We start from the raw sequence: 12,564 nt of genomic DNA on the forward strand, positions 1-12,564 counted from the left end.
GCTACATATTCCGGCCAAACTTAAACGCCACACCTTGCTGGCAATCTTTAATCACTTTAAACGCCGCTTTCAGCTGCCGTCGTTGCAAGGTCGATAATGCTTCTGGATCGACCGAGTTGGATGGGATTTTCGAGCCTTCTTGCCGGTACATTTGCGCATTCATGCGCAGTTGCGTCAGAAATTGCCAGGCTTCAAGCAAATTTTGGTTGTCCTTACTACTCAGCGAACGGCTGCCTTTCAGTTGCTCGAGGCGCCCCGGCGTCGATGGCTCCACCAGCCCGGCCGCAAGTGCATACAGGCGAACAATATCGTTCAAGATCGCAATCGCCTGCTTCTTAATATCAATATAATCAAAGTCGCCCTCACTTTTGGTGCGAAAGCGATTGAACAAGCCCAGCGGAACAGTCAACTCACCAATATGACGGGCAATATTGCCAAGGAACATGTCTTTTTGCGCGAGCTTCGCAATGTCGTCACGATGGCGACGATACAAGGCATTGTTGCCCGCGACTGGACGACTATCAAAGAAAATCATCGAATGCATAATGGCTTTCGGGGTTGGTGAGCGAATCCATTTCATAAACTGCTCACGCCATTCAATTTGATTTTTCTGCCAAGTCGGGTTCATTGCCATGATGTCACCCGGACACAAGCGAATCCCACAATCCGCCAGCCCTTCATTGACATATTTGGCCATGCCGGCAAACCACGCACGTTGACCATCACTGATTTCATCGGCAAACAACAAGGCATTATCTTGGTCCGAACCTAAGGTTTGGTCGCCCCGCGCTTGCGAGCCGAAGGCCAACCAAACATACGTGGCCGGTGCGCTTCCATGCTCTTGTTCGTAGAGACGAATGAGCTTGCGCGTCATCCCGTCGGTTAACGAATTCAGTAGCCGACCGATCATGCTGATGTCCTTCACCCGCCCAGCAAAACTGCGCAAGTAATCGGGTATTTTTGTGGCCTCGGCAACCAATGCCGCACGATCCGGTGCTTTAAACAAAGCGCTAATCAAGAGCACCGGCTCGCTACGTTGCTGCTGCATGAGGTCGGTGTTGGTAATCACGCCGAGCGGCACGTCATTGCGATCGAGCACGGGTAAGTGATGGATATTCGTCTGACTCATGGTCGTTAGTGCATCGAATAAACTTTGCTCGCCGTACACCACTTGCGGCGCTGGGGTCATTACCGCCGCAACCGCAATATCGACATTCAGCCCCGCGGCTACCACCCGGTTACGCAAGTCGCGATCGGTCACAATACCGCGCAATTGTTGCTCATCAACCACCAACAAACATGATACCCGTTCAGCTGACATCAGCTGAGCTGCTTCGCGAATACTCGCTTGGCTGTGAATTTGAATGGGTGTGCGTTGAATCACTTCAGCGATGCGCATTTCACTCCAATCAGCACCGCGTTTCTGCCCTTGTTCTGTGAGCAGACGTTGACCGTGCGCGTTCACAAAGTAACGTTCAAAGTCTTGGTTTTTTCGGCGCAACTGTTCGAACACAGGTTCTGGCCACTGCCAAATAATGCCATCGGCAATGACTTGCAACTGATTTGTAATCTTGCGACCGGTGAGCAGCGACGGAAAACCAAACAGGTCGCCGGGCTCGAGGCGGTCGAGATGTTGCCCGTCCTTATCGACCAAGTCGTAGGCACCGGAACGCACGAGATACAACTGGTGTACATCCGGCTGCATGATCTCCTTACGATTATCATGACAGACGTACACCGCTTGTAACTTGTCGACCGCAAGTTGTAGCTCAGCGTCGGCTAAGCCGTCAAACGGCGGTGTTTGTTTAAGAAAGCTGCGAATATCGACACTGTCTGCGGTCATCATTAAGTCCTTTGATCGGCCCTACCGAGATCATCTTCAGTCTAGCCTGTTCCCACATAAAACAACATGTTACTGATAAAAAAGCCCCATGGCACTCACTCCATAGGGCTTCCATGACTCAGGATTTCACCAGCTCAACCTTAGTGGTGAGTGGCTTCACCCGCACCTTTCGGATAACGAATCGACTCGACTAGCTCTTGAATCTCTTCTGGTGCATCTTTGGTGAACTTCAGCACAGTCAGCGCCACAATGAAGTTCAGGATCATACCCACGGTACCAATCCCTTCTGGCGAGATACCAAACAGCCAATTCTCTGGGGTATCTGCCGCTGGGTTGATAAAGCGGAAGTAGATGATGTACGACAAGGTAAAGACGACACCCACCACCATACCGGCAATTGCACCCGCGCTATTCATGCGTTTATGGAAGATACCCATAATAATCGCTGGGAAGAACGAGGCAGCTGCCAGACCGAACGCGAAGGCGACCACCTGCGCCACGAATCCGGGTGGATTAATACCGAACCACGCACCGATAACAACCGCCACACCCGCTGCAATTCGTGCATAGAGTAGCTCTTGTCGGTCGGTGATATTCGGCGCCAATGTTCGTTTCATTAAGTCGTGGGACACGGAACTCGAAATTACCAAGAGTAAGCCAGCAGAGGTCGACAACGCAGCGGCAACACCACCTGCAGCAACCAAAGCAATAACCCAGTTCGGTAAGTTAGCGATTTCTGGGCTGGCCAGTACGATAATGTCCGCGTCAACGCGCATTTCGTTACGCTCGTCAGCCGAGTAGAACATGCGACCGTCTTCGTTGTGGTCATTCCATTCAATTAAGCCGGTACGTTCCCAGTTGGTCACCCAGCTTGGTGCATTTTCATACAAGACACCTTGCTGCTCAGGGCCGTTCAGCGTGTTCAGAATGTTCACTTTAGTAATTGACGCAATTGCTGGAGCCGTCGTGTAAACCACTGCAATAAAGACGAGTGCCCAACCACCTGATTTCCGTGCATCACTCACTTTCGGAACCGTGAAGAAACGAATAATTACGTGTGGTAAACCGGCGGTACCAACCATCAGTGCCATGGTAATGGCAAAGACATCGATGCCGGACTTCGTCCCTTCCGTATACGCAGCAAAACCAAGCTCTTGCGACAAGCCGTCGAGACGCTCAAGCATGTACATGCCTGAACCGTCCGCTAAGGTCGCACCGAAACCGGTTTGCGGCAGGAAGTGACCGGTCATTTGCATGGAAATGAACACCGCTGGCACGGTGTAAGCAAAGGCTAACACACAGTACTGCGCCACCTGGGTATAAGTAATCCCTTTCATACCACCCAATAAGGTGTAGAAATACACTAAGGCCATACCAATCAGAACGCCGGTGGTGATATCAACTTCCAAGAAGCGACTAAAGACCACGCCAACGCCACGCATTTGGCCAGCAATGTAAGTAAAGGAAACCAGAATCGCACAAATTACGGCAACCGTTCGCGCGGTTTGCGAGTAATAGCGGTCACCAATAAAGTCTGGCACGGTAAACTTACCAAATTTCCGTAAGTACGGTGCTAAACACAGTGCCAGGAGTACGTAACCACCGGTCCAGCCCATCAGGTAGACACTACCGTCATAACCGAGCATGGAAATCAAACCGGCCATGGAAATAAACGATGCAGCTGACATCCAGTCAGCGGCAGTGGCCATACCGTTGGCGACTGGAGGCACACCACCGCCAGCAACGTAGAAATCAGTTGTTGAACCAGCGCGCGCCCATATCGCAATACCGATATAAAGGGCAAACGTCGCGCCGACGACGATAAACGTCAGTGTTTTGATATCCATGGCTTACTCCTCGTCGACTTTATATTTTTTATCGAGCTTGTTCATTTGTGCGATGTACACAAAGATCAGCACGATAAAGGTGTAAATTGCGCCTTGTTGGGCAAACCAAAAGCCCAACTTAAAGCCGAAGAAGGAGAACTGATTCAGCCAGTCCACCAAAATAATACCGAACCCAAAGGAGACCGTGAACCAGACAGCCAATAGCTTGACCATCAACGACAGGTTCTCTTTCCAGTAGGCTTTGGCATGATCTTGCGATTCAAATGCCATGTGATTTCCTCCACGTATGTTTGTTGGCGCTACTCTTAGTTGAGTAGTTCTACCTTTTTGTCGATAACAAGCATCGTAGAGAAATGGCAATGAGGAAATTGGACGTTAGTCTAATAGGTGAATTATTTGTTAAGAAGACCCGTGGATTGTGTTGGAACAACACCGTTGAAAATCAGTCTTTTTCCTCAAATATGTCACTATTTACGTATAATTGTTCGCCATATGGCAAACTCTTTATATTCTTGCTATAATGCTTGCCAATTAGCGAACATTAATGGTGGCAAGATGGCAACACGAATCGAGATCGGCAATGCAATTCGCGAGCGTAGAAAGGAATTAGGATACACCCAACACGCTTTGTCAGAGCTGACGGGTGTTCACAAATCAACGATTTCTGAAATCGAAAATGGGCGCTTTAGCGGCTCTTTCGATATCTTCGAACGCCTGCTCGACAGTGTCAATTTGCAGTTTGAGGTGTCGAGCAAGACACATCGTTTACCGGACTGGGACGACATTGATTCCTTGTTTTCGGAGGATGAATCATGACTCGCACTGCGAATGGGCGACCTGAGTTACCTGCTAAAATCACCCGTATTCAAGTGTGTGTTGGCGAAATAGAAGCAGGACTGCTCACGCATGGTGCTGTCCACCATTTTCAGCCTACGCAAGAAGAGCATCACATCTCGCTCACAATGACAAGAAAGGGATTAGATGGCTACGCATCAGGAAACCTGCATCCCATTTTCTCGCAGAACCTACCCGAAGGTTTTAATCGTCGATTTATTGCCGAAAAATTGGCCAGATACGCGAAAGTAAACGACATGTATCTTCTCGCACTACAAGGCGATCAAGGTATTGGCATGCTGTCTTATCAAAGCGAGATTCAACTACCTGTAACTGAGTCCATAGCACTTAAAGACATCTTGTCTTACAACAGTCCCGAGCCGTTATTCCCGCAATTGCTAGAGAAATATTATTTACGCAACTCGTTAGCGGGCGTGCAGCCAAAAGTGAGCGTACCGAGCAGCAAAACGCTAGCGACGGATCGAACGGTTGAGCAACGCGACATCATTGTTAAAACGTTTGATGAAGAATTTCCCCTCCTTACCGTGAATGAGTTTGTCTGTATGGAAGCAGCACGTTGGTGTGGACTTAACCCACCGAAAACCTATTTGGCGGAAAATTTGGAGACTTATGTGGTCGAGCGATTCGACACGTCAAGCAATGGGGACCGACTTGGGTACGAGGACTTCACCACACTGATGAAGAAGCCAAATGACCCCGACGCAAAATACTCAGGTAGCTATGAAGCAATTTTGCATGCAACGCTTTTGTACACCAATAGCCAAACAGAAGTCGAAAAAATGTATCGATACATTGCCTTTAACTGTCTTATTGGTAATGGCGATGCGCATTTGAAGAACTTTGCGCTGCAGTACTTGCCAGACATGAGTGATATCTATGTATCGCCCCCATTCGATATCACGCATACGCTTATTTACGACACGATCGATAATAAGCTAGCCTTAAAATTAGCCCGGAGTAAATCTTTTCCAGACATGGCAACACTTCTGCGTTTAGCGGAAGGCAAGGGATATCGAATTCGCAAAGCCAGAGAAATCATTGAGCAACTCGCTGAAGGCATTCTTGATTATCTCAGGCAATCACAAGAAGTTGAGCTTTTTAAGGGCTTACGTGAATCCATTGAACACTCGGTCGCAAAGGTGATGGTCTCCTCTTCAGGTACGACAAAATATCGTCATGACCGGATCAAGAAGTATGAATAGCGGATTGACGAGCGTCTTCTAATACGCCACAGTGAGCCGTGAATATTCCATCAATGACATAACAACCGACATGATCTGGATTCTGATTGCCTCTGCACTAGGCTACATTGCGCTGCTGTTTCTTATTGCCCTATGGGGTGAGCGCAAACACTCATTAGGCTACAAAATTAGCTTACACCCCTGGGTGTATGGCCTTTCTTTGGCTATTTATTGTACAACCTGGACCTACTACGGCGCGGTTGGCAATGCCATTGACGGAGGCTGGAGTTTCTTACCGATTTTGCTCGGTCCTGTGTTGTTGTATGTGTTTGGCCTACCCGTTGTGACCAAGCTTGTGGCCGTCAGCAAACGGCAAAACATCACTTCGATAGCTGACTTTATCGCCTCGCGTTACGGTAAAAACCACAAAATGGCGTTGGTGGTCACTATGATTGCCGCTGCGGCGGTGATTCCCTACATTGCGCTGCAGCTGAAAGCGGTCGGTATCAGCTTTAATGTGCTCAGCGGTATGCCGCCAGAAGTTACTGGCGGATCGCTGAAAGAACTCATTGTCGCCTTGCTGATGGCGGCATTTGCCATCGTTTTTGGTACACGGCGTCTGGACGTCACCGAGTACCGCAGCGGTATGATGCTCGCCATCGCCTTCGAATCAACAGTCAAGCTCGTCGCCTTGCTCGGCGTAGCCGTTTTTGCTTGGATTGCTTTTCGCAGCGACAGTGTGCTGACCATTACCGCCCAGCTGGAAAGCCTACAGCTCAGCAGCAGCTGGGGTTGGCAAGCACTTAACGCAGAGTTTTTCATTCAACTGGCGATGGCCGCTGGTGCGATTCTCTGTTTACCGCGTCAGTTCCACGTGACCGTCGTTGATAACGTTCATTTGTCGCACCTGAAAACTGCCCGCTGGCTGTTTCCGGTTTACTTACTACTTACCTCTGTAGCCATTGCCGTTCTGGCGATCACCAGCACACAGCTACTCGGTAGTTACAATGGTTTACCAGACGAACGCTCGGTATTTCCATTATTGATTCCTTATGTGAATGGCCAAACTTGGCTCGCGATTGTGGTCTATATCGGCGGTATTTCAGCGGCGACGGCCATGGTCATCGTTGCTACCCTAACGCTCAGCACCATGATCAGTAACGACGTCGTCATGCCCGTTTGGCTCACCCGTGAAGGTCAGAAAATTCCGCAACCGCACCGATTCTCACGACGGTTAATTCGCGTTCGTCGCTATGCCATTGTTAGCGTTTTAGTGCTCGGTTGGGCTTGTTACCACCTCTGGTTTGCACGCCTTAACTTGGTCAGTATCGGTCTGCTGGCGTTCTCTGTGGTGTTGCAGCTATTGCCCGCCATCATCGGTGGCATGTACTGGCGGCGTGGTCATGCTCAAGGGGTCTATTGGGGTTTAATTGCCGGTATGGTGGCCTGGCTTATTGCGATACTGTTACCTCTGACTCAGGCGCCACTGGAACAAGCTGATACGATCATTACCCACGGCACCCTGATTGCCATGGCCGCAAACGTTGCTGGGTATGTGATTTTTAGCTACTTAGCCGTGCCGGCGCTCGTCGATAAAATTCAAGCCACGGCGTTTGTGCAACCGCGCAGCAGCCACACCAATGTCGGTCCCCAACGACCGCAGCAAACCCGTGTTGCCGACTTAGTTTTACTGATGGAGACCTTTCTTGGTCCGCATCGCTGCGAAGAATTATTACAAAGTTACCAACGTCATCGCGAGCTCGACCGCGACGGTATTGCCGATGCCAAATTTACTGACTATGCCGAGCGTGCCATTAGCGGTGTGCTCGGTGCGGCCACTGCCCGTTCACTGGTGAATGCTGCGATTGAGAATCGCCAGCTCAATCTTGAAGAAGTGGTGCATTTCTTCGACGACACTACCCAAGCGCTACAAACCCAACAGTCAATCATGTATAGCTCGTTGGAGAATCTTGCCCAAGGTATTTCCGTCGTCGACAAAGAATTGCGGTTAGTGGTGTGGAACCGCCGTTACCTCGAGTTGTTTGACTATCCCGACGGCATGGTACAACCGGGGCGTCCGATTGCTGACTTGATTCGTTACAACGCCGAGCGCGGTGAATGCGGCGTCGGTGAAGTCGAAGAGTTAGTCAACAAGCGTTTGTACTATATGCAAATTGGCTCACCGCACCGATTCATTCGTCGTCGCTCTGACGGTCGCGTGATTGAAATGGTCGGTAATCCGCTGCCCAACGGTGGCTTCGTGACCAGTTTTACCGACGTCACTGAACACATTGAAACTCAGCAGGCGCTCGAAGATGCCAATATCGACCTCGAAGCGCGGATCCGCAGTCGCACCGACGAAGTCCGGGAAATTAACCGTGAGCTAACCGAGGAAATCGACCGTCGTCGTGAAATCGAAGTCGCCTTACAAGCGGCCAAAGCGGAAGCAGAAAATGCTAATGCCAGCAAAACACGCTTCCTCGCATTGGCTAGCCACGATATTTTGCAACCGTTGAACGCAGCGCGTTTGTATTTGTCCGCAGTGGATCATGAACAGCTTGATCCGAAGAACCAAGGGTTGATTCATAAAGTCGATAACGCCCTCGATTCGACCGAGCATCTGCTCTCGGCCTTACTATCCATTGCCAAAATGGAACAGGGCGCGATGCAGCCACAGCTGAAACACATTGACCTCAATACGATTTTGGGGCCATTGGTACCTGAATACGCGGTCTTAGCCGAACAACGCGACTTACAGTTCAAAGCCCGTTTGCGCAACTTAACCGTGTATACCGACCCAACGTACTTGCGGAGAATTGTGCAGAACTTCCTGTCAAATGCGGTGAAATATACCGAAAGCGGCCGTGTTTTGTTAACCGTTCGCAAACGCGGCGAACATGCCGAATTAGCGGTTTGGGACACGGGCCCCGGTATTCCAGAACAAAAACACGACGAAGTTTTTGAGGCCTTTATTCGTTTGCATCAAGGCTCCATTAGCGGTGTCGGTTTGGGGCTAAGCGTGGCCAAGCGCATGGCTGAACAACTAAACTGTCCATTAAAGATAAAGTCGGCACTCGGTCAAGGTAGCCGCTTCTCGGTGCTGGTGCCACTTGGTTCTGCTGCCATGGTGATTCCACGCGTCCGGCCAGAGCGCTCGAATCAAGCTTACGACGGTCTGAAGATTCTCTGTGTCGATGACGACCCAGAGAACTTAAAAGCGCTGGAAGCGCTGCTGCATAAGTGGGACTGCCACCCGATTCAGTTCACCACCCCGCAGGACGCTCTGGTTTGGGCAAAAGAAAATCCAGCGCCAGACGGCGTCTTGCTGGATTATCAGCTCGGTGAACACGGCGACGGCTTGACGCTGTGGCAAGCATTGAGTGGCATTTGGCCAACGCGAGTTCCGGGTGCTTTGGTGACGGCTGTTCGAGACCCCGATTTGAAAGCAGAAACACGGAAGCTCGGTCTGCAATTCTTAGCCAAGCCGGTTAAACCGGCGCAGTTAAAAGCGCTGATGCAGCATATGCAGCGCCATAAAGAGACACACCGAAGCCCGAGCGAGGAGCCTCCCCGTGCCAACTAACTTTCGTCCCGAGCATAGCTTTCAAGCACTTGGCTCATTTTTTTCGCAGCCAGTCGCCCCCTCACCGGTGCGCGAACCCCAGTGGATTGCCTTTAATCAAACGCTCGCAGAGCAACTGCAACTGCCAGCCGAACTGCATGCAACACAGACCGGCCTCAGCGTTTGGTCCGGGAACGAGGTGCCAAGTTGGGCGCAACCGATTGCGCATGCTTATGCGGGCCACCAATTTGGTAACCTCGTGCCGCAACTCGGCGATGGCCGGGCACTGCTCTTAGCTGAGGTTGTTGATAAACACGGCAAGCGTTGGGATGTTCAACTCAAAGGCGCTGGGCCAACCCCGTTTTCCCGTGGTGGTGACGGTCGCTCAGCGGTTGGTCCGGTATTGCGCGAGTACTTGCTGAGTGAAAGCATGTTTGTTCTCGGGGTGCCGACGACCCGCGCGCTCGCTGCCGTGGCCAGTGGCGAATTGGTATTTCGTGATCAAGGTGGCGTGCCGGGCGCTGTATTTACCCGTGTTGCCAGCAGCCATTTACGCATCGGTAGTTTTCAGTTTGCTTCCTTGCATGGCGGCGCCGAGAAAGTTCAAGAGCTGGCGGACTATGCGATTGCCCGCCACTATCCGGAACTCGCGGACACAACCGGAACTGAGCGCTACCTCGCCTTGTTACATGCAGTCGCCATGAAGCAAGCCGAGTTGGTCAGTCAGTGGCTACGCGTCGGGTTTATTCATGGCGTCATGAATACCGACAACACATCAATATGTGGCGAAACCATCGATTATGGCCCAGCGGCATTTCTTGACCGCTATCATCCGCAAAAAGTCTTTAGCTCGATCGACCGCCGGGGACGTTATGCGTTTAGCAGTCAACCGGCGATCGCGCAATGGAATCTAGCTCGCTTGGCCGAATGCCTTTTGCCGTTGCTCACCGCTGAGTCAGAACATGGTGATGACGAAGCCAGCGTAAAGGCAGCGCGTGAAGACGCCATTGCCCTTGCCACTCGCGTTTTAGATGCGTATTCGGAGCAGGTACAAGCGCTGTGGCTCAGCACGATGGCCACCAAGATCGGTCTTGAACAAGCCCAAGCTGAGGACGACGAACTGATTCAAGATTTTCTCGTCGTATTGCAAACCCATGACGTCGACTACACCCAGGCGTTCTGGCAACTCGCCAATGAACTGAGCGAAAGAGCTGGGTCATCTCTACAAGGGGAGTCTGCATTAGTCGCCCCAACCGCGCCAGCCGCCAGCCTCTTTACCCAGCCGGAAGATTACCTCGCTTGGCGCCAACGCTGGCTGCAACGACTCAGCGAGAATCAGCGGTCAGTCAAGGATACCATCGATGCCATGCGCAGCGTGAATCCAGCGCTCATTCCGCGCAATCATCGTATTGCCGAAGCGATTACCGAAGTTGAGGAAAGCGGCAGCCTAAAACGTTTCTATACCCTGCTCAATGCGTGGAAAACACCCTATAACATGCCCACCAGCGAGCTAGAACTTGAGCTCTATCAGGCGCCGTCCAAAGCAGAGGAAGTGCAACGAACCTTTTGTGGAACTTAAAGGTAAAAATCAAAGCACTTGCCAAGAGCCGCCTTTGCGCGGCCCGATGCGCTTGAGCTTCTTGTCTTGCTGTAATTTCGCTACAGCTCTTTCAACGGTACTAGTCGCAACACCGAGCTGCTGAGCAACCCACGCGAGACTGTGTGTTGGGCTTTCTTGCAACAGCGATAATATCGCATCCGGCGTTTTTACCCGCATTTCTACCCGCGTTTCTACCCGCATTTCGGGTGCTAATTCCCGCACTGTCGTATCCGCGTCGATCGCATTTTCCAGCGCAGTTGCTATTGCTGCCAGCATATACTCAATAAATTGCGTGCAGTCGCTCTTCTGATCGGCATCGCGCAAGGCTTGGTAATATTCCGTTTGGGAGTCTTTAATAACCGATTCAACGGGGAGGTACGCAAACAGCGGCTGCCATTTACTTAGAATCAAGGTTTGCCATAACCTGCCCAAACGACCATTACCATCTGCAAATGGATGAATAAATTCAAATTCGTAGTGAAATGCTGCAGAAGCCACAAGCGGATGCACTTTGGTTGTCGCAAGCCAATCGACGAGCTGGTTCATCAAGCGTGGAACTTGATTCGCGGGCGGTGCCATATGCACAAGCTGGTCACCTCGATAGATACCGGCTCCACCACAGCGCCAGCGACCTGCTTCAGCAAGTAAACCTTGCATCATTAGCTGATGTGCTGCGCACAGGTCTTGAAGACTCTGCGGTTGCCAGTTCAGTAATGCTTCGTAAGCCTGAAAAGCATTCAAGACCTCCTGAATCTCGCGCGGTGGACCGAGTACACGCTTGCCTTCTAACACAGCTGTCACCTGCTCAAGACTCAAGGTATTTTGCTCAACCGCCAGCGAGGCTTGAATGGTCTTGATCCGGTTCTCTCGTCTTAAACTTGGTTGTTGACGTTGCTCTTTCACCACCCAAGAACCAACTAATATCGAAATATTCGCCACATGGTTCAGAATCGCCGTGTTGAGCTTAAAGGGTGGTGAATAAGCCAAACTCAAACTCCTTAGCCGTCCCAATGATTAACGATCACCTTCACTTTCAGGCGGTGAAAGCTGTAGGCGTTCGGCTAACAGTACCGCTTGAGTGCGGCTGTAGACATCAAGCTTACGGAAAATAGCCGTCATGTGAGCCTTCACCGTCGCTTCGGTAATGCCCAGTTGATAGGCAATTTGCTTGTTCAGTAAGCCTTCGTGTACGTAATACAACACCCGATATTGTTGCGGGGTTAAGTCGGCCACTTTCTCGGCGAGCTCTTTGTCCTCTTGGCTGACATCAACGATTTGCTCAGCCATGCCCTCTGGCAACCATTCATCGCCATCAAGAATTGCAGCAATTGCATTGGCAATGTCGGCCGACGACAATGATTTTGGAATAAAACCGAGCGCACCGAAACCCATACAGCGGGAAATCACCTGCAAGTCTTCCGACCCAGAAATGACCGCCACCGGTAACAACGGATAGTCGTTGCGAATGCGGATTAAACCATATAAATCACCCGCACCGGGCATGTGTAAGTCGAGCAACAACAAATCAATGTCGTCGTCTTGGCTTAACGCGTCGAGGGTAGAGTCGAGGGTATCGGCCTCGCGAATATCGAGGTCGGCAAAATGATTCGCGAGAGCCCCCTGCAGGGCCTCGCGAAATAACGGATGATCATCAGCAATTAGTAATCGGGTCATAG

General features: G+C 51.0%; 9 protein-coding genes. 4 read left to right on the plus strand and 5 right to left on the minus strand.

Annotated features, from left to right (window positions below; genetic code table 11):
• Position 1: 1 nt before the first annotated feature.
• The 3 genes from LAT77_RS10125 to LAT77_RS10135 all read right to left on the minus strand — a co-directional run bounded on the left by LAT77_RS10125 (position 2) and on the right by LAT77_RS10135 (position 3,960).
• Positions 2 to 1,843 carry a DUF294 nucleotidyltransferase-like domain-containing protein gene (locus LAT77_RS10125; RefSeq protein ID WP_290564442.1) on the minus strand — a complete coding sequence of 614 codons (1,842 nt, stop codon included), beginning with the start codon at positions 1,841 to 1,843 and terminating at the stop codon, positions 2 to 4.
• 140 nt (positions 1,844 to 1,983) lie between these two features.
• Positions 1,984 to 3,690 carry a sodium:solute symporter family protein gene (locus LAT77_RS10130; protein ID WP_290564443.1) on the minus strand — a complete coding sequence of 569 codons (1,707 nt, stop codon included), beginning with the start codon at positions 3,688 to 3,690 and terminating at the stop codon, positions 1,984 to 1,986.
• A gap of 3 nt (positions 3,691 to 3,693) precedes the next feature.
• Positions 3,694 to 3,960 carry a DUF4212 domain-containing protein gene (locus LAT77_RS10135; RefSeq protein WP_126794293.1) on the minus strand — a complete coding sequence of 89 codons (267 nt, stop codon included), beginning with the start codon at positions 3,958 to 3,960 and terminating at the stop codon, positions 3,694 to 3,696.
• A gap of 285 nt (positions 3,961 to 4,245) precedes the next feature.
• On the opposite strand from LAT77_RS10135, the gene LAT77_RS10140 reads away from it, so the two are divergent.
• The 4 genes from LAT77_RS10140 (at position 4,246) to LAT77_RS10155 (ending at position 10,867) form a co-directional block, all read left to right on the plus strand.
• A complete protein-coding gene (locus tag LAT77_RS10140) occupies positions 4,246 to 4,506 on the plus strand; it encodes a helix-turn-helix domain-containing protein (RefSeq protein WP_290564444.1) in 261 nt (86 codons plus the stop codon).
• Complete coding sequence (locus LAT77_RS10145) at positions 4,503 to 5,747, plus strand: type II toxin-antitoxin system HipA family toxin (protein ID WP_290564445.1); 1,245 nt, start codon at positions 4,503 to 4,505, stop codon at positions 5,745 to 5,747. Before LAT77_RS10140 ends, LAT77_RS10145 begins: the two co-directional genes overlap by 4 nt.
• 70 nt (positions 5,748 to 5,817) lie before the next feature.
• On the plus strand, positions 5,818 to 9,309 hold the full coding sequence (locus LAT77_RS10150) for a PAS-domain containing protein (RefSeq protein ID WP_290564446.1): 3,492 nt from the start codon (positions 5,818 to 5,820) through the stop codon (positions 9,307 to 9,309).
• Positions 9,299 to 10,867 (plus strand): YdiU family protein, encoded by a 1,569-nt coding sequence (locus LAT77_RS10155; RefSeq protein ID WP_290564447.1) that lies wholly within the window; start codon positions 9,299 to 9,301, stop codon positions 10,865 to 10,867. The genes LAT77_RS10150 and LAT77_RS10155 overlap by 11 nt, the downstream gene beginning before the upstream one ends.
• 9 nt (positions 10,868 to 10,876) lie before the next feature.
• On the opposite strand, the gene LAT77_RS10160 is transcribed toward LAT77_RS10155, so the two are convergent.
• Positions 10,877 to 11,875 (minus strand): Fic family protein, encoded by a 999-nt coding sequence (locus LAT77_RS10160; RefSeq protein WP_290564448.1) that lies wholly within the window; start codon positions 11,873 to 11,875, stop codon positions 10,877 to 10,879.
• A gap of 27 nt (positions 11,876 to 11,902) precedes the next feature.
• Positions 11,903 to 12,562 carry a response regulator transcription factor gene (locus LAT77_RS10165; RefSeq protein ID WP_290564449.1) on the minus strand — a complete coding sequence of 220 codons (660 nt, stop codon included), beginning with the start codon at positions 12,560 to 12,562 and terminating at the stop codon, positions 11,903 to 11,905.
• Positions 12,563 to 12,564: the final 2 nt, after the last annotated feature.

Source organism: Aliidiomarina sp. (assembly GCF_022565475.1).
Lineage (GTDB): Bacteria > Pseudomonadota > Gammaproteobacteria > Enterobacterales > Alteromonadaceae > Aliidiomarina.

Coding starts and splice junctions, on each gene's coding strand:
- LAT77_RS10125 (WP_290564442.1), bottom strand. CDS start 1,843: ATGACCGCAGACAGTGTCGATATTCGCAGCTTTCTTAAACAAACACCG.
- LAT77_RS10130 (WP_290564443.1), bottom strand. CDS start 3,690: ATGGATATCAAAACACTGACGTTTATCGTCGTCGGCGCGACGTTTGCC.
- LAT77_RS10135 (WP_126794293.1), bottom strand. CDS start 3,960: ATGGCATTTGAATCGCAAGATCATGCCAAAGCCTACTGGAAAGAGAAC.
- LAT77_RS10140 (WP_290564444.1), top strand. CDS start 4,246: ATGGCAACACGAATCGAGATCGGCAATGCAATTCGCGAGCGTAGAAAG.
- LAT77_RS10145 (WP_290564445.1), top strand. CDS start 4,503: ATGACTCGCACTGCGAATGGGCGACCTGAGTTACCTGCTAAAATCACC.
- LAT77_RS10150 (WP_290564446.1), top strand. CDS start 5,818: ATGATCTGGATTCTGATTGCCTCTGCACTAGGCTACATTGCGCTGCTG.
- LAT77_RS10165 (WP_290564449.1), bottom strand. CDS start 12,562: ATGACCCGATTACTAATTGCTGATGATCATCCGTTATTTCGCGAGGCC.